General features: G+C 69.6%; 11 protein-coding genes and 3 rRNA genes. 6 read left to right on the forward strand and 8 right to left on the reverse strand.

Features of this window, described 5'->3' with window-relative positions; all coding sequences use genetic code 11:
* Positions 1 to 12 precede the first annotated feature (12 nt).
* Together J2N69_RS17395 and J2N69_RS17400 are read left to right on the forward strand one after the other, a co-directional pair.
* A complete protein-coding gene (locus J2N69_RS17395; protein ID WP_230901609.1) occupies positions 13 to 1,290 on the forward strand; it encodes a sensor histidine kinase in 1,278 nt (425 codons plus the stop codon).
* Positions 1,287 to 1,958, forward strand: coding sequence for a response regulator (locus J2N69_RS17400; protein ID WP_230901610.1), 672 nt, complete (start codon positions 1,287 to 1,289; stop codon positions 1,956 to 1,958). Before J2N69_RS17395 ends, J2N69_RS17400 begins: the two co-directional genes overlap by 4 nt.
* A 68-nt stretch (positions 1,959 to 2,026) precedes the next feature.
* Here the strand turns inward: J2N69_RS17400 and rrf are convergent.
* The 4 genes from rrf to J2N69_RS17420 all read right to left on the reverse strand — a co-directional run bounded on the left by rrf (position 2,027) and on the right by J2N69_RS17420 (position 8,435).
* Positions 2,027 to 2,143, reverse strand: a 5S ribosomal RNA gene (rrf, locus tag J2N69_RS17405).
* 87 nt (positions 2,144 to 2,230) lie between these two features.
* Positions 2,231 to 5,355: ribosomal RNA gene (locus J2N69_RS17410) — 23S ribosomal RNA — on the reverse strand.
* A 311-nt stretch (positions 5,356 to 5,666) separates the two neighbouring features.
* Positions 5,667 to 7,192 (reverse strand): 16S ribosomal RNA (locus J2N69_RS17415).
* Together the 16S, 23S and 5S rRNA genes form the textbook arrangement of a ribosomal RNA operon.
* A gap of 694 nt (positions 7,193 to 7,886) precedes the next feature.
* Positions 7,887 to 8,435, reverse strand: a complete 549-nt coding sequence (locus J2N69_RS17420; protein ID WP_127911820.1) for a MarR family winged helix-turn-helix transcriptional regulator — start codon at positions 8,433 to 8,435, stop codon at positions 7,887 to 7,889.
* 122 nt (positions 8,436 to 8,557) lie between these two features.
* Here J2N69_RS17420 and J2N69_RS17425 point away from each other — a divergent pair, with 122 nt between their 5' ends.
* Positions 8,558 to 9,844 carry an MFS transporter gene (locus J2N69_RS17425; RefSeq protein WP_230901611.1) on the forward strand — a complete coding sequence of 429 codons (1,287 nt, stop codon included), beginning with the start codon at positions 8,558 to 8,560 and terminating at the stop codon, positions 9,842 to 9,844.
* Between the two features lie 4 nt (positions 9,845 to 9,848).
* Here J2N69_RS17425 and J2N69_RS17430 read toward each other — a convergent pair whose 3' ends face one another.
* Both J2N69_RS17430 and J2N69_RS17435 read right to left on the reverse strand, forming a co-directional pair.
* The gene (locus J2N69_RS17430; protein ID WP_230901612.1) at positions 9,849 to 11,513 is read right to left on the reverse strand and encodes an ATP-binding SpoIIE family protein phosphatase; all 1,665 of its coding nucleotides are present in this window, start codon (positions 11,511 to 11,513) and stop codon (positions 9,849 to 9,851) included.
* 185 nt (positions 11,514 to 11,698) lie between these two features.
* Positions 11,699 to 13,093: an NAD(P)/FAD-dependent oxidoreductase gene (locus tag J2N69_RS17435; protein WP_230901613.1), complete on the reverse strand. Its 1,395-nt coding sequence runs from the start codon at positions 13,091 to 13,093 to the stop codon at positions 11,699 to 11,701.
* A 374-nt stretch (positions 13,094 to 13,467) separates the two neighbouring features.
* On the opposite strand from J2N69_RS17435, the gene J2N69_RS17440 reads away from it, so the two are divergent.
* Positions 13,468 to 14,244 carry a TetR/AcrR family transcriptional regulator gene (locus tag J2N69_RS17440; RefSeq protein WP_230901614.1) on the forward strand — a complete coding sequence of 259 codons (777 nt, stop codon included), beginning with the start codon at positions 13,468 to 13,470 and terminating at the stop codon, positions 14,242 to 14,244.
* A gap of 201 nt (positions 14,245 to 14,445) precedes the next feature.
* Positions 14,446 to 16,575, forward strand: coding sequence for a sigma-70 family RNA polymerase sigma factor (locus tag J2N69_RS17445; protein WP_230901615.1), 2,130 nt, complete (start codon positions 14,446 to 14,448; stop codon positions 16,573 to 16,575).
* A 50-nt stretch (positions 16,576 to 16,625) separates the two neighbouring features.
* Here the strand turns inward: J2N69_RS17445 and J2N69_RS17450 are convergent, their stop codons facing one another.
* Entirely contained in the window at positions 16,626 to 19,964 is a 3,339-nt protein-coding gene (locus J2N69_RS17450) for an ATP-binding protein (protein WP_230901616.1), read from the reverse strand.
* Between the two features lie 134 nt (positions 19,965 to 20,098).
* Positions 20,099 to 22,183, reverse strand: a complete 2,085-nt coding sequence (locus J2N69_RS17455) for an asparagine synthase-related protein (protein WP_230901617.1) — start codon at positions 22,181 to 22,183, stop codon at positions 20,099 to 20,101.
* A gap of 899 nt (positions 22,184 to 23,082) precedes the next feature.
* Between J2N69_RS17455 and J2N69_RS17460 the strand changes: the two genes are divergently transcribed.
* Positions 23,083 to 24,528, forward strand: a complete 1,446-nt coding sequence (locus J2N69_RS17460) for an MFS transporter (protein ID WP_230901618.1) — start codon at positions 23,083 to 23,085, stop codon at positions 24,526 to 24,528.
* Positions 24,529 to 24,531 lie beyond the last annotated feature (3 nt).

Here is a 24,531-nt window from a genome sequence, read left to right on the forward strand (position 1 = left end):
CGCCCCGCTGCGATGCCACGCCGAGAACTCCCGTACGAGGATGAGCCCGTGACCACCACGCCGCACCCCCTCACCCGACTGCTCCAGCGCTGGACCCAGCGGGTGCGCGCCTTCGACGGGCGCCGCCCGCTGGTCTGGGACGTCCTGGTGACGGGGTTCTTCGTGCTCGCCGCCCTCATCGACGCCACCGGCGGCTGGCGCAGCACCGCCGCCGACCGCGACGTGCCGCAGGGCCCCATCCTCCTGATGAGCCTCGCGCTCTCCGTCCCGCTGCTGTGGCGCCGCCGCCACCCGCTGGCCGCCCTCACCGTCATGGCGGCGGCGACGGCGGTCAGCAACTGGACGGGCGCCTGGCTGCAGGCCGCTCTGATCCAGTTCATCGTGGTGTTCAACATCGCGCTGCGGCTGCCCCTGAGGACCCTGGGCCGGGCGGCCGCCATGACGGCGCTGCCCATGACGGTCTGCGTCTTCGCCTATCCGCGCGACAGCTGGGGCGAGCTGGTCGTCCCCCAGATCTGGTCCTTCGCCGTCGTCGCACTGGCGGGCATCGCCGTCCGCTCCCGCCAGGACCACACCCAGGCCCTCGTCGAACGCGCCCGCCGGCTCGAAGTGGAACGCGACCAGCAGGCCCAACTCGCCACGGCCGCCGAACGCACCCGCATCGCCCGCGAGATGCACGACATCATCGGCCACAACCTGTCCGTCATCACCGGCCTCGCGGACGGCGGTTCGTACGCCGCCGCCAAGTCCCCCGAGCGCGCCGCCGAGGCCCTCGAAGCCATCGGCACAACCAGCCGCCAGGCCCTCGGCGAACTCCGCCGCCTCCTGGACGTCCTGCGCGACGACACCCCGGCCACCACGGCCGACCGCTCACCACAGCCCGCCCTGACCGACCTGGACCGCCTCATCGACGGCGTACGGGCAGCGGGCCTCCCGGTACGAAGCACCGTCCGCGGCCGCCCCGCCTCCGTCCCCGCCGGCCGCCAGCTCACCGTCTACCGCGTCATACAGGAAGCGCTCACCAACACCCTCAAGCACGGCGGCCCCGGCGCCACGGCCACCGTCGACGTCTCCTGCACCGACACCGGAGTCACGGTGAACATCACGGACACCGGCACAGGCGGCAGCTCACCCCCGGGCAGCGGCCGCGGCCTGACCGGCATGCGAGAACGAACTTCCCTGTACGACGGCACACTTGAGGCAGGTCCGCTCCCCGCCCCCGGCGGCGGCTGGCGGGTCCACCTCCACCTTCCGACGGACAGCCTCCCCGAGAACAGCGAGACACCGTGACGACCGTGCTCATCGTCGACGACCAGCCCATGCAGCGCTTCGGCTTCCGCATGCTTCTGGAGAGCCAGGACGACATGACGGTGGCGGGCGAGGCCGGCACCGGCAGCGAGGCGATCCGCATGACCGCCGACCTCCACCCGGACGTGGTCCTGATGGACATCCGCATGCCGGGCCTGGACGGCATCGAGGCCACCCGCCGCATCGTCGCGTCGGGCGACCGCACCCGCGTCCTGATCCTTACGACGTTCGACCTCGACGAGTACGCGTACGACGGTCTGCGCGTCGGCGCCTCCGGCTTCCTCATCAAGGACGCCCTGCCCGAGGAACTCCTCTCCGGCATCCGCGCGGTCGCCTCGGGTGACGCGGTGGTGGCCCCGAGCCTGACCCGCCGCCTCCTGGACACCTACGCCGATCACCTGCCGACGTCCGGCTCCTCACCGGCCGACCCCGCTGACCACCCGCGCCTCGCCTCCCTCACCGCACGGGAGCGCGAGATCCTGACGGTCATCGGCCAGGGCTGGACGAACGCGGAGATCTCATCCCGCCTGCATCTCGCGGAATCCACGGTGAAAACGCACGTGGGCCGCATCCTCGCGAAAACGGGTGCGAGGGACAGGGTTCAGGCGGTGATTCTCGCGTACGACACGAGGCTGGTCCGCCCGTCATAAAGGCGGGAAAGCCGTAAACGCAGAAAACCCCCGCACCATAAGGTGCGGGGGTTTCCCATTCAAAATTAGTTCGGCGGCGTCCTACTCTCCCACAGGGTCCCCCCTGCAGTACCATCGGCGCTGTGAGGCTTAGCTTCCGGGTTCGGAATGTAACCGGGCGTTTCCCTCACGCTATGACCACCGAAACACTATGAAACTGTCAACCGCACCATGCGTGACCTTGCATGGGGTTGTTCGTGGTTTCAGAACCAACACAGTGGACGCGAGCAACTGAGGACAAGCCCTCGGCCTATTAGTACCAGTCACCTCCACCCGTTACCGGGCTTCCAGATCTGGCCTATCAACCCAGTCGTCTACTGGGAGCCTTAACCCCTCAAAGGGGGTGGGAATACTCATCTCGAAGCAGGCTTCCCGCTTAGATGCTTTCAGCGGTTATCCTTTCCGAACGTAGCCAACCAGCCATGCCCTTGGCAGGACAACTGGCACACCAGAGGTTCGTCCGTCCCGGTCCTCTCGTACTAGGGACAGCCCTTCTCAATATTCCTACGCGCACAGAGGATAGGGACCGAACTGTCTCACGACGTTCTAAACCCAGCTCGCGTACCGCTTTAATGGGCGAACAGCCCAACCCTTGGGACCGACTCCAGCCCCAGGATGCGACGAGCCGACATCGAGGTGCCAAACCATCCCGTCGATATGGACTCTTGGGGAAGATCAGCCTGTTATCCCCGGGGTACCTTTTATCCGTTGAGCGACGGCGCTTCCACAAGCCACCGCCGGATCACTAGTCCCGACTTTCGTCCCTGCTCGACCCGTCGGTCTCACAGTCAAGCTCCCTTGTGCACTTACACTCAACACCTGATTACCAACCAGGCTGAGGGAACCTTTGGGCGCCTCCGTTACTCTTTGGGAGGCAACCGCCCCAGTTAAACTACCCATCAGACACTGTCCCTGATCCGGATCACGGACCGAGGTTAGACATCCAGCACGACCAGAGTGGTATTTCAACGGCGACTCCACACACACTGGCGTGCATGCTTCACAGTCTCCCACCTATCCTACACAAGCCGAACCGAACACCAATATCAAACTGTAGTAAAGGTCCCGGGGTCTTTCCGTCCTTCTGCGCGAAACGAGCATCTTTACTCGTAGTGCAATTTCACCGGGCCTATGGTTGAGACAGTCGAGAAGTCGTTACGCCATTCGTGCAGGTCGGAACTTACCCGACAAGGAATTTCGCTACCTTAGGATGGTTATAGTTACCACCGCCGTTTACTGGCGCTTAAGTTCTCAGCTTCGCACACCCGAAAGTGCACTAACCGGTCCCCTTAACGTTCCAGCACCGGGCAGGCGTCAGTCCGTATACATCGCCTTACGGCTTCGCACGGACCTGTGTTTTTAGTAAACAGTCGCTTCTCGCTGGTCTCTGCGGCCACCCCCAGCTCAGAGTGCAAGACTCATCACCGGTGATGGCCCCCCTTCTCCCGAAGTTACGGGGGCATTTTGCCGAGTTCCTTAACCATAGTTCACCCGAACGCCTCGGTATTCTCTACCTGACCACCTGAGTCGGTTTAGGGTACGGGCCGCCATGAAACTCGCTAGAGGCTTTTCTCGACAGCATAGGATCATCCACTTCACCACAATCGGCTCGGCATCAGGTCTCAGCCTTATGTGCGACGGATTTACCTACCGCACGGCCTACACCCTTACCCCGGGACAACCACCGCCCGGGCTGGACTACCTTCCTGCGTCACCCCATCACTCACCTACTACAAGTCTGGTCCGTCGGCTCCACCACTCCCCTCAACTCCGAAGAGATCGGGGCGGCTTCACGGACTTAGCATCGCCTGATTCGATGTTTGACGCTTCACAGCGGGTACCGGAATATCAACCGGTTATCCATCGACTACGCCTGTCGGCCTCGCCTTAGGTCCCGACTTACCCTGGGCAGATCAGCTTGACCCAGGAACCCTTAGTCAATCGGCGCACACGTTTCTCACGTATGTATCGCTACTCATGCCTGCATTCTCACTCGTGAACCGTCCACCACTGCCTTCCGGCGCAGCTTCACCCGGCACACGACGCTCCCCTACCCATCCCAGCCCCCGTTGGGGGTATGTGCTGGAATGACACGACTTCGGCGGTACGCTTGAGCCCCGCTACATTGTCGGCGCGGAATCACTAGACCAGTGAGCTATTACGCACTCTTTCAAGGGTGGCTGCTTCTAAGCCAACCTCCTGGTTGTCTGTGCGACTCCACATCCTTTCCCACTTAGCGTACGCTTAGGGGCCTTAGTCGATGCTCTGGGCTGTTTCCCTCTCGACCATGGAGCTTATCCCCCACAGTCTCACTGCCGCGCTCTCACTTACCGGCATTCGGAGTTTGGCTAAGGTCAGTAACCCGGTAGGGCCCATCGCCTATCCAGTGCTCTACCTCCGGCAAGAAACACACGACGCTGCACCTAAATGCATTTCGGGGAGAACCAGCTATCACGGAGTTTGATTGGCCTTTCACCCCTAACCACAGGTCATCCCCCAGGTTTTCAACCCTGGTGGGTTCGGTCCTCCACGACCTCTTACAGCCGCTTCAACCTGCCCATGGCTAGATCACTCCGCTTCGGGTCTTGAGCGCGCTACTATATCGCCCTATTCGGACTCGCTTTCGCTACGGCTTCCCCACACGGGTTAACCTCGCAACACACCGCAAACTCGCAGGCTCATTCTTCAAAAGGCACGCAGTCACGAGATGCTGGACAAGTCCAACATCCGACGCTCCCACGGCTTGTAGGCACACGGTTTCAGGTACTATTTCACTCCGCTCCCGCGGTACTTTTCACCATTCCCTCACGGTACTATCCGCTATCGGTCACCAGGGAATATTTAGGCTTAACGGGTGGTCCCGCCAGATTCACACGGGATTTCTCGGGCCCCGTGCTACTTGGGTGTCTCTCAAACGAGCCGCTGATGTTTCGACTACGGGGGTCTTACCCTCTACGCCGGACCTTTCGCATGTCCTTCGCCTACATCAACGGTTTCTGACTCGTCTCACAGCCGGCAGACTGTGAAAGAGAGATCCCACAACCCCGTATACGCAACCCCTGCCGGGTCTCACACGTATACGGTTTGGCCTCATCCGGTTTCGCTCGCCACTACTCCCGGAATCACGGTTGTTTTCTCTTCCTGCGGGTACTGAGATGTTTCACTTCCCCGCGTTCCCTCCACACTGCCTATGTGTTCAGCAGCGGGTGACAGCCCATGACGACTGCCGGGTTTCCCCATTCGGAAACCCCCGGATCAAAGCCTGGTTGACGACTCCCCGGGGACTATCGTGGCCTCCCACGTCCTTCATCGGTTCCTGGTGCCAAGGCATCCACCGTGCGCCCTTAAAAACTTGGCCACAGATGCTCGCGTCCACTGTGCAGTTCTCAAACAACGACCAACCACCCATCACCCCACCAGCAAAACCAGTGAGTGTACCGGGGTCGGCATTGAGGTCGGGAACAAGTCCGTACCCTCAGATACCCAACAGCGTGCCCGACACCCTCACCGCTTCCCTCAACTTTCCACGCTCCGAAGAGCAGTACTCGCAGGACAAGACGATCAAGTGTGCCGAGTAGTCAACGTTCCACCCATGAGCAACCAGCATCAGACATTCGCTGATGTACTGGCCTCTGAACCAAGCAAGCTTGGTTGAGAAGTGCTCCTTAGAAAGGAGGTGATCCAGCCGCACCTTCCGGTACGGCTACCTTGTTACGACTTCGTCCCAATCGCCAGTCCCACCTTCGACAGCTCCCTCCCACAAGGGGTTGGGCCACCGGCTTCGGGTGTTACCGACTTTCGTGACGTGACGGGCGGTGTGTACAAGGCCCGGGAACGTATTCACCGCAGCAATGCTGATCTGCGATTACTAGCGACTCCGACTTCATGGGGTCGAGTTGCAGACCCCAATCCGAACTGAGACCGGCTTTTTGAGATTCGCTCCACCTCGCGGTATCGCAGCTCATTGTACCGGCCATTGTAGCACGTGTGCAGCCCAAGACATAAGGGGCATGATGACTTGACGTCGTCCCCACCTTCCTCCGAGTTGACCCCGGCGGTCTCCCGTGAGTCCCCAACACCCCGAAGGGCTTGCTGGCAACACGGGACAAGGGTTGCGCTCGTTGCGGGACTTAACCCAACATCTCACGACACGAGCTGACGACAGCCATGCACCACCTGTACACCGACCACAAGGGGGGCACCATCTCTGATGCTTTCCGGTGTATGTCAAGCCTTGGTAAGGTTCTTCGCGTTGCGTCGAATTAAGCCACATGCTCCGCCGCTTGTGCGGGCCCCCGTCAATTCCTTTGAGTTTTAGCCTTGCGGCCGTACTCCCCAGGCGGGGAACTTAATGCGTTAGCTGCGGCACGGACGACGTGGAATGTCGCCCACACCTAGTTCCCACCGTTTACGGCGTGGACTACCAGGGTATCTAATCCTGTTCGCTCCCCACGCTTTCGCTCCTCAGCGTCAGTATCGGCCCAGAGATCCGCCTTCGCCACCGGTGTTCCTCCTGATATCTGCGCATTTCACCGCTACACCAGGAATTCCGATCTCCCCTACCGAACTCTAGCCTGCCCGTATCGACTGCAGACCCGGGGTTAAGCCCCGGGCTTTCACAACCGACGTGACAAGCCGCCTACGAGCTCTTTACGCCCAATAATTCCGGACAACGCTTGCGCCCTACGTATTACCGCGGCTGCTGGCACGTAGTTAGCCGGCGCTTCTTCTGCAGGTACCGTCACTTTCGCTTCTTCCCTGCTGAAAGAGGTTTACAACCCGAAGGCCGTCATCCCTCACGCGGCGTCGCTGCATCAGGCTTTCGCCCATTGTGCAATATTCCCCACTGCTGCCTCCCGTAGGAGTCTGGGCCGTGTCTCAGTCCCAGTGTGGCCGGTCGCCCTCTCAGGCCGGCTACCCGTCGTCGCCTTGGTGAGCTTCTACCTCACCAACAAGCTGATAGGCCGCGGGCTCATCCTGCACCGCCGGAGCTTTTAACCCACTCAGATGCCTGAGCGGGTGTTATCCGGTATTAGACCCCGTTTCCAGGGCTTGTCCCAGAGTGCAGGGCAGATTGCCCACGTGTTACTCACCCGTTCGCCACTAATCCCCACCGAAGTGGTTCATCGTTCGACTTGCATGTGTTAAGCACGCCGCCAGCGTTCGTCCTGAGCCAGGATCAAACTCTCCGTGAATGTTTTCCCGTAATCGGGATGAACACCACGAGAGCGGAACCAAGGAGAGGAATAATCTCCCGGTTCACAGCGTCCTCGCTGTGTCGCCTGCACGAACATATGCCGTACAGGACTTTTTCAAAGGAACCTCAACCCGATCGGAACCGATCAGGTCGGGGTATCAACATATCTGGCGTTGATTTTTGGCACGCTGTTGAGTTCTCAAGGAACGGACGCTTCCTTTGTACTCACCCTCTCGGGCTTTCCTCCGGGCGCTTCCCTTCGGTGTTTCTTTTGTTCTTGCGTTTCCGACTCTATCAGACTCTTTCGTGTCCGACTTCCTCGGTGCCTTTCCGGTTCCCGCTCCGGCCTTTCGGCTTTCGCGTTTCCCTTTCCGGCGGTTCCGACTCTATCAGATCCTTTCGGGCCTGATTCCCAGTCAGCGGGGCTTGTCTTCGCGGCTGTTGGGCCGTTCCGACGTCTCAAACTCTAGCGGGTTTTCCCGGCGACTCATAATCGAGTCCTGGAATTGAATTCGGGCATGCCGAACGCGTTCCGTTGGGAGGTCGCGCAGAGTTTGTTTGCCGCTCGATCAGCGGCGGGAGTGCTGTCGCAGAACCGTTACGGCTCCGTGGCAACCCGAAGAACCTTACGGGTCCGGCAGCTGACTGTCAACCCCACCCTTTGCCCCCAGCTCAGGGCGCCAAACAGGGGCTCAGTCCAGATCGGTGAGGCGTCCGCCGGCGTCCGGCTGGGCGTGTTCCACCCGACGTAGGAGACGCGTCAGCAGCTCGTCCAGGACGCCGCGCTCGTCGGCCGACAGGTCCTGGAGGAGTTCCTCCTCGAAGACCGTGGCGAGACGCATCGCCTCCAGCCACTTCTCGCGGCCCTCCGCGGTCAGCTCCACGATCACGCGGACGCGGTTGGTCTCGTCGCGGTCGCGGGTGACCAGGCCCTCCCCCACCATGCGGTCGATGCGGTGGGTCATGGCGGCCGGCGTGAGGCCGAGGCGCTTCGCCAGCTCGCCCGGGCCCATTTGGTACGGGGCGCCGGAGAGGACGAGGGCCTTGAGGACCTCCCACTCGGCGTTGCTGATGCCGAGGGTCGCGGTCTGACGGCCGTAAGCGACGTTCATACGGCGGTTCAGGCGGCCGAGGGCCGAGACGATCTTCTCGACCTGGGGGTCGAGGTCCTGGAACTCGCGCTGGTACGCGGCGATCTGCTCTTCAAGTGTCGGCTCGCTCGGGCCGGGGGTGTCACCCATGGCCGCAGTATGGCACGGACCGACTTGGCATCGAAGTCCTTCGGCGTGTATTGTTTAGACCCTAACTTTAGCTTCGAAGTCTTCACTCCTAACTCCTAAGGCAGGTGAAAGTGACCAGGGCGATGGGCGCAGCCATGCGTCGTATTCAGGCAGGCAGCGCGCTGAGCGCGTTCGGCATCGGGTTCACGGTTCCGTTCCTCTACGTCTACGTGGCGCAGGTGCGGGGACTCGGGTCCAGTACGGCGGGCATCGTGCTCGCCGCCTTCGCCATGGCCGCGCTGATCGTCCTGCCCATCACCGGCCGCGTCATCGACCGCCGCGGCCCCCTCCCCGTACTCGTGGGCTCGGCGGTCGTGGCCTCCGTGGGCGCGGTGGCGCTGGGCGTCGCCGCCAGTGAGACGGCGGCCATCCTCGCGGCCGCGGTGCTCGGCGCGGGTACGGCCGTCATGCAGCCGGCGCTCGCCACGATGATCGTCTGGTCCTCGACACCGGCCACCCGGACGCGGTCCTTCGCCATGCAGTTCTTCCTGCAGAACCTGGGTCTCGGCATCGGCGGGCTCCTCGGCGGCCAGATCGTCGACGAGGACCACGCGAGCAGCTTCACCCTGCTGTTCTCCATCGAGGCCGTGATGTTCCTGGTCCTCGCGGCGATCGCGCTGACCGTCCGGCTGCCGCACGCGCCGTCCCTCCAGGACGCGATGCCCAAGGACCCCTCCGCCCCGCGCGGCGGGATGCGCGCGCTCCTCAAGCACAAGGCCATGGTGCAGCTGTGCGTGCTCGGCTTCGTGATCTTCTTCGCCTGCTACGGCCAGTTCGAGTCGGGGCTCTCCGCGTACGGGGTGGAGGCCGCGGGGATCACGCCGTCGACGCTCGGCATCGCGCTCGCCGCCAACACGGCGGTGATCGTGCTCGCGCAGTTCGCCGTCCTGAAGTTCGTCGAGCGGCGCAAGCGGTCCCGGGTGATCGCGGCCGTGGGTCTGATCTGGGCCTTCGCGTGGCTCCTCGCGGGGTACGCCGGGCTCGGCCACGGCAGCCAGGCGATGGCCACCGCCGCGTTCGTCTCGACGTACGCGCTCTTCGGGCTCGGTGAGGCGATGCTGTCGCCGACCGTCGCGCCGCTGGTCGCGGATCTGGCGCCGAGCGGCATGGTCGGTCAGTACAACTCGGCCTTCGCCCTGGTGAAGCAGCTGGCCCTCGCGGTCGGTCCGGCCGTGGGCGGGCCGATGGGTGCCGCGCTGCACGTCCCGTACATCGTGACGTTCGTGCTGTTCTCGCTGGGGATGACGGTGCTCGCGGTGCGGCTGGGGCGTCGGCTCAGCCCGGTGCAGAACCAGCCGTCGCTCGCCAAGAGCCCGGTGGTGGCGCAGGGCGGTCCGGCTGCCGCCGAGCCCGCCGCCGCGAACGCCTGACCGGCTAGCGCGGCAGCGCGAACTCGCACCAGACGGCCTTGCCGCCGCCCGGAGTGCGGCGGCAGCCCCAGTTCGACGCGATCGTGGCGACGATGGCGATGCCGCGTCCCGCCTCGTCCGCCGGTTCGGCGCGGCGGCGGCGCGGCAGGTGGTCGTCGCCGTCGGTGACCTCGATGATCAGGCGCCGGTCGGTGCGGCGCAGCCGCAGCCGCATCGGCGGGGTGCCGTGCTGGAGGGAGTTGGCGACCAGTTCGCTGGCGGCGAGGACTCCCAGGTCGTGCAGTTCCGGGGAGAAGCGCCAGCTGGCGAGGACTCCCGTGGCGAAGGCACGCGCGCGTGGGGCGGCTTCCACGCCGCCGAGCAGCTCCAGGGCGGCGTTGCGGAACAGGTCGGCGTCCGGACCGGTGCGCGCCGGGTGCTGGAGGACCAGGACGGCGACGTCGTCGTCGTGGTCGGCGGTCACCCCGAGGGCGCGGATCAGGCGGTCGCACACCACCTGAGGCGTACCGGTGGCGCCGGCGAGGGCGCGCTCCAGGGAGGCCACCCCTTCGTCGATGTCCTCGCTGCGCCGCTCGACGAGACCGTCCGTATAGAGGACGGCGGTCGAGCCGGGGCCGAGCGGCACCGAGCCGGAGGTGTGCAGCCAGCCGCCGGTGCCGAGCGGCGGGCCGGTGGGTTCCTCCGCGCGGTGGATGACGCCGTTCTCGTCGCGTACGAGGATCGGCAGGTGTCCGGCGGAGGAGTAGACGAGGCTTCCCTCGTTGGGGTCGTGGACGGCGTAGACACAGGTGGCGATCTGGCTGGCGTCGATCTCGGAGGCGAGGCCGTCCAGGAGCTGCAGGACCTCGTGCGGGGGCAGGTCGAGGCGGGCGTAGGCCCGAACGGCTGTGCGGAGCTGGCCCATGACCGCTGCCGCGCGCACGCCGCGGCCCATCACGTCACCGATGACGAGGGCGGTGCGGCCGCCGCCGAGGGTGATCACGTCGTACCAGTCGCCGCCGACCGCGGCCTCGGTGCCGCCCGGCTGGTAGGTGGCGGCGATGCGCAGGTCGTCGGGCTGCTCCAGCTCCTGGGGCAGCAGGGACTTCTGGAGGGTGACGGCCGTCTCGCGCTGCGCGCGCTCGCTGGCGCGCAGCCGCTCGGCGGCCTCGGCGTGGTCGGTGACGTCGGCGGCGAAGACCAGGACGCCTCCGCCCGCCGCGGAGCCGTCCAGGGGCAGCGTCACGGGCGTGCAGGTGAAGGTGTACGAGCGTCCGCCGGGCGCCTTGCGGGACTTGACGGTGCGTGGCTTCGCGCTGCGCAGGACCTGGTCGAGGAGGGGCAGCAGGCCCAGCTCGGCCAGTTCGGGCAGTGCCACGCGCGCGGGTTCGCCGATGGGGCGGGGGCCGAAGGCGGCGACGTACGCGTCGTTGACGTGGGCGAGGCGGTGGTCGGCGCCGTGCACGAGGGCGACGAGGGCCGGGATGCGGTCGAGCACCTCTCGGGCCGGCAGCTCGTCGATACCGCTGCCGTCGGCGGGCAGGGGGCTGCTTCTGTCGGAGCGGCGCTCGGCGCGGGCCGCGGGCACGGAGCCGTCGGCGCGTGGGGTCGCGGGGATCGTCTGTTCGGTCCGCGCTGCCGCGCGGCGCTGCGTTCCGGGGAGCCGGGCGCTCCAGCGCGTGAAGTTCACTGCGGTAGGCCTCGTGGTGTCGCTTCTGGATCGGGAACACAGCTTGTCGAGGGCGGACGTCCCAGGTGTCGGCCTTGCGGCCGGACCATGGTCACACGGACAGTCTCGCCGACCGGTCTGACATTCGCGGGTACGGCCGGACATCCATCAGACGTGGGTCCCGCGCGGGGAGTTCCTGACGCCGGTCAGGAGGACTCCTTCGGGCGCTCGCCACCGGCCGCCAGTTCGAACTCTGCGCGGGGATGTTCGAGCGACCCCAGAGAGACGATCTCGCGTTTGAACAGCCCGGAGAGGGTCCATTCGGCGAGGACGCGGGACTTGCGGTTGACGGTCGGCACTCTGCTCAAGTGGTAGACGCGGTGCATGAACCAGGCACAGTAGCCCTTCAGCTTGCGTCCGTAGACGTGCGCGACACCTTTGTGCAGTCCCAGGGAGGCCACGGAGCCGACGTACTTGTGCCGGTACTCCTGGAGAGGCTGCTCCCGGAGTGTCGCGACGATGTTGTCCCCGAGGACCTTGGCCTGGCGCACCGCGTGCTGGGCGTTGGGCGCGCACTCCTTGCCGGGCTCGTCGGCCGTGACGTCGGGGACGGCGGCGGCGTCTCCCGCGGCCCACGCGTGCGGGGCGCCGTCGACGGACAGCTGTGCGGTGCACTGGAGGCGGCCGCGTTCGTTGAGCGGCAGGTCGGAGGCGGCGAGCACGGGATGCGGCTTGACGCCCGCCGTCCAGACGACCGTGCGGGTGGGGAAGCGCGCGCCGTCGCTCAGGACGGCGACGCGGTCCTCGCAGGAGTCGAGGCGGGTCTCCAGGCGCACGTCGATGTTGCGCCGGCGCAGCTCGCGGACGGTGTACTTGCCCATCTCCTCGCCGACTTCGGGCAGGATGCGCCCGGACGCCTCGACGAGAATCCACTTCATGTCCTCGGCCTTGATGTTGTGGTAGTACCGCGCCGCGTAGCGCGCCATGTCCTCCAGCTCGCCGAGCGCTTCCACGCCCGCGTAACCGCCCCCCACGAAGACGAAGGTCAGGGCCGCGTCGCGGATCGCGGGGTCGCGGGTGGAGGAGGCGATGTCCATCTGTTCGAGGACGTGGTTGCGCAGGCCGATGGCCTCTTCGACGGTCTTGAAGCCGATGGCGTACTCGGCGAGGCCGGGGATGGGCAGGGTGCGCGAGATGGAGCCGGGGGCCAGGACCAGTTCGTCGTACGCGATGCCGACGGGCCCGGTGCCCTCCTCCTCGGTGGCGAGGGTGGTGAAGGTGGCGGTGCGCTTGGCGTGGTCGATGGATGCGACCTCGCCGATGATGATGCGGCAGTGGTCGAGGACGCGGCGCAGCGGTACGACGACATGGCGCGGCGAGATGTTGCCGGCCGCCGCTTCGGGCAGGAAGGGCTGGTACGTCATGTACGGCTCGGGGGTGATCACGACGATCTCGGCCTCACCCCGCTTGAGCTGCGCCTTCAGCTTTCGCTGGAGCCGCAGCGCGGTGTACATGCCGACGTACCCACCGCCGACGACGAGAACGCGCACACAGTCCGGGGACGCGGGGGTGGTCCCCCGGGAGTTCGCAGCCTTCACCATCCCATGACGCACCCGGCTCCGGAGTTTGTCCACAGGCCCGGCAATTTGTGTGACCGGCGGCGGCGCGTGGCGGGCGCTCGGCGGCTTGCGGTGGCGCAGGGAAGGAGCGCAGGTCAGCGGCTGTGAGGGGGGTATGTGTCGGGGGTGCGATAAGGCCGGAAACGGTGCGTACTCCGATCGGGGGGCGCCCCGTGCGGAACCCACCCCTTCTGAATTGACTCAGGCTCAACTATGTTCGTGGGACGTCGGGGTGTCGGGGGATGCGCCCGTCGGGCCGCATGTCCGGGCCCGCGGAAGGGATCACTCCTCAACACGCCGGTAGCCAATGACGGGGAGTGTCTCCGGGGGGAGACGTCATTACCGGGGGAACGTGTATGAGCATTCAGGAGACCCACTGGACTTCCGCTGCCACGTCGGCATCCGCCGTCGGCATCGGCGGGAACGGACGTGACATGGGGGAAGGAGCGCGTACGACACCGCTGCGTGTCGACGCACAGCGCAATCTCGAGCATGTACTTCGTGCGGCACGCGAAGTCTTCGGCGAGCTGGGTTACGGCGCGCCGATGGAAGACGTGGCGCGCCGCGCGCGGGTCGGCGTGGGCACCGTCTACCGCCGCTTCCCGAGCAAGGACGTCTTGGTCCGGCGCATAGCCGAGGAGGAGACCTCCCGGTTGACCGACCAGGCGCGTGCGGCGCTCGGGCAGGAGGACGAACCGTGGTCGGCGCTCTCGCGCTTCCTGCGGACGTCCGTGGCGTCGGGCGCGGGGCGATTGCTGCCGCCGCAGGTACTGCGGGTGAGCGTCGACGACGGCGCCGCCGAGGAGGACGGTGCGCGGGTGCCGCAGCAGCGGCAGCCGGGCCCGGACTCCCCCGAGCTGCGTCTCGTGGAACAGCGCCAGGCGCCCGCCGCGGAGTCGGTCTCCGCGGCGGTGAGTGACGACGCGGGGGCGGCGACGCTCCTCGACGTCGTCGGGCGTCTCGTGGAGCGGGCCCGCGCGGCGGGTGAGCTCCGGCCGGACGTGACGGTGTCGGACGTCCTGCTGGTGATCGCGACGGCGGCGCCCTCGCTGCCGGACGCGGCGCAGCAGGCGGCGGCTTCGTCGCGGCTGCTCGACATCCTGCTCGAAGGGCTGCGGTCGCGGCCCTCGTAGCGGATGAACCTACGGCGGAAGGCTCAACTCCGTGCACCATGGCGGCTGTTGAGCCTTCCCCGAATGGGTGAACAGTAGTGCTCCATTGCGGGAAGTCACCTCGGACGGGTGGTTGCCCGCCATCGGCCTCGGCCGGAGCACGGCCCTGTGGCACTCTTTCCCGGTGTTCGGGTCTGAGGGTGCAACCGGGGGCGTTCGGCGATGAGTGGTGACGGTCGGGACGAGCCGTCCACCGGCTTCGGCGAGGGGGCACCCTCGGCCGGCGGTGGCACGGAGACCGGCGGTGACACGGGCATCGGTGGGATGCCCGCCCGGCAGGTGCCGTCTCAGGGCGGTCCCGGCAGTCCCGGCGCCGCGAGGACCTCTAACCTCAGTGGCTCCTCTCGCCCCAGGCACAGCTCTGGTGCCGCCGACGGTCCGGGCGGCTCCGAGGGCCCGGATGGCTCTGACGGCCCAGACAGCCAGGATGGCCCAGACGGCTCCGACGGCTCCGACCTCACGGACATAGCCGGCACGGCGCCGCCCGGCGTCGGCGTGCCCCCGCAGCGCGAAGGCGGCAGCGCCACGGCGCTCACCGGCGGGGAGGACGCGCCGGCCGCCGACGCCGACCTGATCGCGCGGATGCGGGCGGGCGACGACTCCGCGTACGAGCAGCTGTACCGCAGGCACGCCGAAGCCGTGCGCCGGTACGCCCGCACCTGCTGCCGTGACGCCCACACCGCAGACGACCTCACCGCGGAGGTCTTCGCCCGCATGCTCCAGGCGGTCCGGGGCGGCAGCGGGCCCGAGCACGCGGTGCGCGCCTATCTGCTGACCACGGTCAGGCGCGTCGCCGCCGGATGGACGAAGTCGGCGAAGCGGGAGCAGCTGGTCGAGGACTTCGCGGTGTTCGCGGCGCAGGCCGCGCGCGGCGGTTCCGAGGTCCGTGACGACGACACGCTGGACCTCGGCGCGGACGTCCGCGCGATGCACGAGGCCGAGCAGTCGATGGCCGTGCAGGCCTTCCGGAGTCTGCCGGAGCGCTGGCAGGCCGTGCTGTGGCACACCGAGATCGAGGACGAGTCCCCGAGCGAGGTCGCCACCCTCTTCGGCCTCGACGCGAACGGCACGCGCGTGCTCGCCAGCCGCGCCCGCGAAGGCCTGAAGCAGGCCTACCTCCAGGCGCACGTGAGCGCCGCGCTCACCGAGAGCGAGGAGTGCGCCCGCTACGCCGACCGCCTCGGCGCCTATGCCCGCGGCGGTCTGCGCAGCCGCGCCGAGCGAGGCCTGCGCAAGCACCTGGAGGAGTGCGCCAACTGCCGCCTGGCCGCCCGCCAGATCAAGGAAGTCGCGGGCGGCATCCCCGCGGTCGTGCCCATCGCCGTCATCGGCTGGTTCGGGGCCGCCGGGTACGCGAAGGTGGCCGCGATCGTCGGGGGCGGCACCGTGAGCGCGGGTGCCGCGGGGGCCGCGGCCGCCACGGGCGGGTCCTCCGGGGGGTCGGCCGCGGGTGCCGCCGCCTCCGAGGGGCTCGGTGCCCCCGCGAAGGCCGCTGTCGCGGCGAGCGTGGTCGTGGCGGCCGGGGTGGCCGCGGCGCTCGCCCTCACCGGTGGCGACGGTAAGCCCGAGAAGAACGCCCCGCCGAAGGCCAAGGAGCCCGCGGTGTCGGAGTCGATCGTGCCGCAGAAGCCGCCGCCCCCGAAGACGAAGCCGAAGCCCGAGGCTGTGCCGACACCGCCGCCCTCGCCGAAGCCGTCCCGGCCCTCGACGCCCAAGCCGACGCCGACCCCGAAGCCCGCGCCGCCGCCTCCGCCCGAGGAGAAGCCCCGGCCGAGGCCGACGCCCCCGCCGCCGCCACCGAAGCCGCGGCCCGCCCCGCCCACGCCGGCCCCGAAGCCGCCGCCTCCGGCGCCCGCGCCCGTGGTCTACCAATGGAGCGAGCTTCAGTACGCCACCGTGGGCGACGGCACCAAGCCCGAGATGCGGCTCGGCGAGAGCAGCCTGGTGTGGCAGCGCCGGGGCCTGTCGATCGCCGGGACGCAGTACTCCCACGGGGTGACCGTGCACGGCCGGTCCTCCGTGACGATCGACCTGAACCGCAGCTGCACGACGTACGACGCGCTGGTCGGTGTCGACGACATGACGAGGGAGATCGGCAAGGTGCGCTTCTCCGTCTACGCGGACGGGGCGCACCTGTGGCGGTCCCCGGTGGTCAAGGGCGGCGACCCGGCGCTGCCGGTGCGGGTGAACCTCACCGGACGCAGGACCATCCGCCTGGCCGTCGAGCCGCAGACACCCTTCGCCGCGGCGAAGCTGGCGGACTGGGCCCAGTCGAAGTTGCGCTGCTCGTAGGCGGTTCCGGCCGGTGCACGCACCGTACGTGACGACGCGGGGGGCCGTGGCTAGGCGGCCGTCCCCCCGGCGGCCTCGGCCAGCTCCGCGGTGATCTCGGCGATCGTGAGGGAGGCACCCCTGGCGCACTGCTGCTCGTACTGCCGTTCGCCGAGGGTGGCCGACGCGGTGGTCATGAAGCGTTCCACGATGGCTCGTTCGGGCATGGGGCGCGGGTGGCCGTACCGCAGCTGTGTGGCCGCCGCGAACAGGCGGGCGGCGCGTGCGTGGTCGCCCAGCCGGCCCGCGAACGTGCCGCCGGTGTCCACGAGGACCGCGATGATCATCTCGGAGCAGTGGCCTGCCACGGCCTCGCGCAGCGCCTCGACCAGCTCGCGCAGGCCCGCCCGCGGGCCGGACTCCGCGGCGACGACCTGGGCCTCCACATCGCGCACCCCGGCCCTGAACTGCGGCGGCGGTGTGCCCTGCGCCGTGAGGGCGCGGACCTCCGCGATCAGCTGCCGGGCCCGGAGCACATCGCCGTCGTCCAGCGCCACCCGCGCGCGCAGCAGCCGGACGAAGGCGCGGGAGTCCGTCACACTGTGGCGGTCCGCCTCCGCGCCGGCTTCGTCGAGGATCTTCTCCGCCGTGTCGCGCTCGCCCTCGCGGTAGGCGATCTCGGCGAGCCGGGCCATGAGGAACGACATCTCCGCGTACGCCCCCACTTCATAGGCGAGGCGCAGCGCTTCCTCGTAGGCGGCGCGGGCCTCGTCGTGGCGGTTGCGGGCCATCGCGGCCTCGCCCACGGCGCTGTTCACCTGCGCGCGCATCCACCGGTCACCCACCCGGGTGCTCAGTGTCCGCAGCTCGGCCAGGTCCTCGTCGACGCCCGAGAGGTGGCCGTTCATGTCGATGGCCATGTGGCCGCGGAACATCAGCATGATGCAGAGTTCCCAGTCCCCGCCGTACCGCCGGCAGTTCTCGACCGACTCGTCCACGGCGGGCCGGGTGTCGTCGAGCGTGCCGCCGCCGAAGAAGATGGTGAACGGCCAGATGAGCCCCGGGAACCGGGCGGCGTGCGGGCCGGGCCGGGCGAAGACGGCGCGCACCTGGTCGACGTAGCGGCTGTCTGTCCAGTCGGCCTCGGCCCCCACCGCCTTCCCCTCCGAGCTGTGGGTCTCCGTCACCAGGAAGAGGTGCAGCAGCCGGAGGTCCATCCAGGGCCAGTAGAGCGGGTCGTCCTCGTCGGGCAGGGTCAGGTGGCCGGATGGGCCGGGGGCCGGGGCCAGCTCCAGGATGCGGCCCATCCACTCGCACGCCTCGCGGTGGTAGTTGCGCAGCCACCAGAACCAGCCGCTGTGCAGGGCGAGAGCGATCGCCGTCTCCACGTCACGGGACTCGATGGAGTGCTGCAGGGCCGCGCGGATGTTGTCCAGCTCCGTCTCCAGGCGCCTGATCCAGGGCAGTTGCTCGGCGGACCGCAACAGCGGCTCGGCCTGCTCGACGAGCGCCCGGAAGTAGGCGGCGTGGCGCTGCTCGGCGGCCGTGAGCAGGGCGGGGGTCTCGGCGGCGCGCTCGACGGCGTACTCGTGGATGGTCTCCAGGAGGCGGTAGCGCATGCCGCCGGCCTCGGGCCCGGCGCCCGGGACCGCCACGACCAGGGACTTGTCGACCAGGGCGCCGATCAGGTCCGTGGCGGAGCCGGTGCAGACCGCCTCGGCGGCGGGCAGGTCCCAGGTGCCGGCGAAGACGGACACCTCGCGCAGCACGGTCCGCTCGGCCTCCCCGAGCAGCTCCCAGGACCAGTCGACAACGGCACGCAGGGTCTGCTGGCGGGGCAGGACCGTGCGGCTGCCGCTGGTGAGGAGGCGGAAGCGGTCGTCGAGCCGGTCGGCGATCTGGCGGGGGGTGAGCAACCGCAGGCGGGCGGCGGACAGTTCGATGGCGAGCGGCAGGCCGTCCAGGCGGCGGCAGATCTCGGCGACCGCCTCGGCGTCCTCGTCCGGCGCGAAGCCGGGCCGCACCGCCGCGGCCCGCTCGGCGAACAGGCGGTGCGCCGGGTCGGGTGGCAGCGGCTCGACGGGGCGCACGGACTCGCCCGGCACGCCCAGGGGTTCGCGGCTGGTGGCGAGGATGGTGAGACCGGGGCAGTGGGTGAGAAGGGTCTCGGCCAACTCGGCGGCGGCGTCGATCACATGTTCGCAGTTGTCAAGGATCAGGAGCAGGCTGCGCGAGGCGCAGTACTCGACGAGCAGGGCGACCGGGTCGTCCTGCGGGGCGGTCAGCTCGCTGGTCATCAGCATGGTCTCGCGCAGGTCGAGCGCACTGACGACAGCGCCTGGCACCGCCTCGGGCTGGTCGAGCGGGGCGAGCTCGGCCAGCCATGCCTGCGGATGCCCGGCGGCGGCTTCCTCGGCGAGGCGGGTCTTTCCTGAGCCGCCCGGTCCGGTGAGCGTGACCAGGCGGGCCCTGCGCAGATCAGAACGGATGGCGGCCAGTTCGGGTTCCCGCCCGACGAAAGAGGTCAACCGGTTGCGGATGTTCCCCTTCCGCTCGGGCTGTCCGGGCTGTCCGGGCTGTCCGGGTCGTTCAAGCTGCCCGAGTTGCCCGGGCTGTTCGGGCTGTTCGGGCTGTTCGGGCCGCGAAGGGCCCCACCGCTCGGCGCGGGGCGGTCGTGGCGCCGACTCGGCAGGGGCGAGCAACTCGGCGTGCAGGACGCGCAGTTCCGGTCCCGGGTCCGTGCCGAGCCCCTCGGCGAGGGCGCGGCGCGCGTCCTCGTAGGCGGCGAGGGCGTCGCCACCGCGCCCGGCGTCGCGCAGGGCGCGGATCAGCAGCGCGCGCAGCGTCTCGTCGTACGGCCGGCCGGCGGTCAGTTCGCGCAGCTCCGGTACGACGTCGGCGGCGCGGCCCAGCCGCAGGTCCGCCTCGATCCGCGCGCGCACCGCCTCGGCCCGCTGGGCCTCGGGGCGCGCCGCGGCGGCCCGGTCGGGGAGGTCGGCGAGGGCGGGGCCGCGCCACAGGGCGAGCGCCTCGCGCAGGACGCGGGCGGCGCGGGCCGGGTCGTCATGGTTCAGGGCCGCCCTGCCCTCCCGGGCGAGGCGCTCGAAGCGGTGCAGGTCGACGTCGTCGGGGGCGACGGCGAGGCGGTAGCCACCGGGGGCGGAGGCGATGGCGTCCTTGCCGAGGACGCGGCGCAGCCGGCCGACGAGGGCTTGCAGGGCGCCCGTCGCGTCGCTCGGCAGGTCATCGGAGTCGGCCCAGACCTCATCGATCAGGGTGCTCACGACCACCGCGCGGCCCGCGTGGAGCGCCAGGGCGGCGAGCAGGGCGCGCAGCCGCTGGCCTCCTATGGGCAGGTGGGCGCCTTGATCGTCGTACGCCTCGGTGGCGCCCAGGATTCTGTACCGCACCGGCCCATTCTCCCTGGCGGGTCCGGGGAAGGCTCGGGCTTTACCGGCGCGAGGGGCGTCGCAGGCGCGCGCCCCGACCTCCTGGCGTCGCGCTCCCAGGGCGCCCCGTCCCGCTTCCAGGGCCCCCGGCCCTCCTACCGCCCCGCTCCCAGGGCGCCCCGCTGCGGAACCACACTCCCCGTGGGGACGGCGCGCTGCCGGGCCGGGGTGCCCGTCCAGCACGTGCCCCTGCGGGACAGCAGGCGCCGCAGCCACAGTTCCGTGGAGACCAGGGCGGCCAGGCCGTCCAGCGGAAGCGGTGCCCCCTCGGCGGCCTCGCGCAGCGCCTTGCGCACGACGCGCGCCTCGACCAGCCCCGCCTGCGCGAGGAGCGGGGTGTCGAAGAGGGTGATCAGGTCCTCCACCGCCAGGCGCAGGCCGGCTCGGGCGGCCGCGGCACCCGGCGCGTGGGACGGGGCGCCCCAGCCGGGCGGCAGATCCGTGACGCCAGCGCCCTCCAGGACCGTGCGCAGGATCGCGGCCCGCGCCCCCGGCTGGACGCGCAGGGCCTCGGGGAGCGCCCGGCACGCGCGTACGACCTGGTTGTCGAGGAAGGGCGCGTGCAGCCGCTGGAAGCGGATCTCGGCGGCCTGTTCGAGGATGCGCAGGTCCGCGGCGTGCCGGGCGAGGGCGGCCCGCGCGCGGAACTCGCCGGGCCGCTGGCCGGGTCCGCCGGGGCGCATGGTCGTGTCGGTCAGCCGAACCGATACTTCAGCGAGGGCCTCGCCGGTCAGCCAGCGCGCGGCCGGCCCGGGTCTGGCCCACGCCAGGGCCGCGAGCGAGGCCCCCACGGCTCCGCCCGGTTCGTCGAAGCGGCGGTGCAGCAGCCGGTCGGCGAGCGAGTCGACGCCCGCCCGATGCGGCATGCGGGCGAGCTTGCGCGCGGCGCCGTACACGCGCGCGGGGACCATCACCGAACCGTCGGCCTTGGTGAGCGCCGCCACCGGGCGCACCAGGTGGCGGCGCTTACGGTCCATCAGGAGGTCCGCCAGGCGCGCCGGATGGGCGTCGAGGACCTGCCGCGCGCCGTGGCCCGTGAAGTGGTCCGCGCTGCCCGAGGAGAGCCGGGCGCGGTGACGCTGGGCCGTGACCAGGGTGCTGCTCGGTTCGTCCGTCAGAGGCCCGTCCAGGTCGGCGTAGGGCAGCGCGTCCTCGCCCCCGGCGACGACCACGTGGTGCAGGCGGGGGTTGGCGGCGATGGCGCCGGCCCGTTCCACTTCCGCCTCGCGGCCGTTGACGGCGAGGTCGTTGAAGGTGACGGCGAGGAGCCGCTCCCCGGCGCCCGTGCCGTGCCCGAGGACCGTGCCGGGCATGCCGGGCAGACCGGCCGCAAGGAGAGCGAGGGTTCCCGAGGCGGGCCCTCCGGAGAGGTCCGCTCCGATGCCCGGCACCGGCATGCCGCGCGCCGCGCGCCGCTCGGCGGGCCCCATGCCGGGCACCGGGCCCGGGTCGATGCCGGTGCCGGGCACATGGCGCGGGGCGGTGAGGCGGGCGCGTACCGCCTCCACGAGGGCGTCGCGGACACCGTCCACGGCGCTCGCGGCGTCGGCGGCGGGAGCGGCGACGGCGAGCGAGGCCACCGGTTCGTACCCCGCGATCTCCCGTGCGCCCGCGCGCAGGATCAGCGCATGCCCCGGGGGCACGCGCCGCACGCCCTGGTAGGGCGTCGAGTCGTGCAGCGCCTCGGGGACGTCCGGAGCGGCGAGCAGCGCCGCCAGGTGGCCGATGTCGAGGTGGGCCTCGACGAGGTCGGCCAGCGGCAGCGCGGCCGTGGCGTAGGCCGTACCGCCCGCCCAGGGGGTGTGGAAGACGGGGCGCGCGCCCGCGAGGTCACCGGCGATCATGACGCGGCGGCCGACCTGGACGACCGCCGTGTAACTGCCGGACCAGGCGGTCAGGTGGCGCAGCGCGCCGCCGCGCGCGGCGAAGAGGCCCACCCGCAGCTCTTCGTCGGAGGCTCCGCAGGTGCCGAGGACGGCGATGCGGGTCCGCGCGTCGACCGTCACGGTCCGCACCTCGTCGGGGCGCCAGTCGCCGACCGCCCAGAGCGGGTCGGGGTCGCCCCACAGGAGCTGGGAGCCCACGGGCTGCACGGTCTCGCCGTCGTCTCCGGTGGCCCCGGCCGAGCCCACCGCCGAGGGCGTCGCGGCGGTACTGCTCCACCCCACCAACCACCGCATCGCTGCCTCCACAGGCTGTGGACGGACCGTCGGCGAGGCGCCGAGAGGCACGGCCGACCGGTGCACCGAAGGACTGGGGTCCCATGCTGCCACGAAGGAGGCGCACGGGAAGGGCCGCGGGGCCGCTCGCGCGGCGGTGAATCCGCCCGGGCCAGGCGGTCAATCCGCCCCGGAGGGGCGGTGGATCGGCCCGGGCGGGCAGTGGATCAGCCCGGGGCGAGCAGTGGATCAGCCCGGGGCGGGCGGTGGTTGAAGGGCGGAGGACGCCCCTCTCCTTGCGCGTGCCGAACTCAACTCTCCGCGCGCGGGCCGCACTCCCACCCGCGCTCTGCCCGTAAATGGGCGCTATGCCCGTTCCTTCGCGTGGGTGGTTTTCGGCCAAATCGGCCTGGGATGCGCCCAGAACGGAACCGTTCGAGGGCAACGCGCAGCCCGGGAGGCGGTGTTCGCCCCCCGGACCGGTCCGCCACCCGCGGGGATGTAGGCGGCGGTGTCCCCCAGCCCACTGACTCCAGCGCAGCGGGCCGACCCACGCATCGCCCATGGAAGCGCTCCCCCCATGGCCGGAGAAGAGCGCACGGACGGGCGCACGGCCACACACCAGGAGCACGCCCGGGCCCCGCCGCGCTTCCGCACGGACAACAATCCCGCCATACGGACCTGCGCCCCTTAACGCTTGGGATGCGGCGAACTACCCTGTGTGTGCTGATGTTTTCAACGGAGGCATATACCCGGAGGATCGGCCAAACGCTCTTGCGGCCGCGAATCCGGCCACGGTGTCCGAGGCCCAGGCCACGGCGGCCGCGGCCACGGGTAGCGCATGCCCCCGGGGGGAACGCAGCACGAATGCCGTGCGGTCCAGCCACCGCCCGGCAGCCGTCTGTGTCGAGGGGTGGCGCATGTCCAGGGAGCAACGCGGGCCGAACGAAAAGCTCGGCACCGTTCTCGCCCTCGCGGGAATCAGCAACGCGGGACTCGCACGCCGGGTCAACGACCTCGGCGCCCAACGCGGGTTGACGCTTCGATACGACAAGACCTCCGTGGCCCGTTGGGTGTCCAAGGGCATGGTGCCGCAGGGCGCCGCCCCCCACCTGATCGCGGCGGCCATCGGGCAGAAGCTCGGCCGCCCCGTGCCGTTGCACGAGATCGGCCTCGCGGACGCCGACCCGGCGCCCGAAGTGGGCCTCGCCTTCCCCCGTGACGTGGGGGCCGCCGTCAAGTCGGCCACCGAGCTGTACCGCCTCGACCTGGCGGGCCGCCGCACCGGAGGCGGCATCTGGCAGTCCCTCGCCGGCTCCTTCGCGGTGAGCGCGTACGCGACGCCCGCCTCCCGCTGGCTCATAACCCCGGCCGACAGCTCCGTCGCGCGCGACGCCTCCCACGACGTGCCACGCGACGTGGCGCACGCCGACGACGGCGGCGCGCCGCTGAAGGTCGGCCACAGCGACGTGCTGAAGCTGCGCGAGGCCGCCGAGGACGCACGGCGCTGGGACTCCAAGTACGGGGGCGGCGACTGGCGCTCCTCCATGGTCCCGGAGTGCCTGCGCGTCGAGGCGGCGCCGCTGCTCCTCGGCTCCTACTCCGACGAGGTCGGCCGCGCCCTCTTCGGAGCCTCCGCCGAGCTGACCCGCCTGGCCGGGTGGATAGCGTTCGACACGGGCCAGCAGGAGGCCGCCCAGCGCTACTACATCCAGGCGCTCCGGCTCGCCCGCGCGGCGGCCGACGTGCCCCTGGGGGGATACGTCCTCGCCTCCATGTCCCTCCAGGCGACCTACCGCGGCTTCGGGGACGAGGGCGTCGACCTCGCGCAGGCCGCCCTGGAGCGCAACCGCGGGCTCGCGACGGCCCGCACCATGAGCTTCTTCCGGCTCGTCGAGGCGCGCGCGCACGCGCGTGCCCATGACGCGCAGGCCGCGGGGGCGGCGCTGCGGGCCGCCGAGGGCTGGCTGGAGCGGTCCCGCGACGGTGACAACGACCCCACTTGGCTCGGCTTCTACTCCTACGACCGTTTCGCCGCCGACGCCGCCGAGTGCTACCGCGACCTGAAGGCGCCCCGGCAGGTCCGCCGCTTCACGGAACAGGCGCTGTCCCGCCCCACGGAGGAGTTCGTGCGCTCCCACGGCCTGCGCCTGGTCGTCTCGGCCGTCGCCGAGCTGGAGTCCGGCAACCTCGACGCGGCGTGCGAGCAGGGCACGCGGGCCCTGGAGGTCGCGGGCCGCATCTCCTCCGCGCGCACCACCGAGTACGTGAAGGACCTCCTGCACCGCCTCGAGCCGTACGGGGACGAACCGAGGGTCGTGGAGCTGCGTGAGCGCGCCAGGCCGCTGCTGATGGCTCCCGCGTAGCCG

It is taken from the genome of Streptomyces huasconensis (genome assembly GCF_021028635.1).
Classification (GTDB): domain Bacteria; phylum Actinomycetota; class Actinomycetes; order Streptomycetales; family Streptomycetaceae; genus Streptomyces; species Streptomyces huasconensis.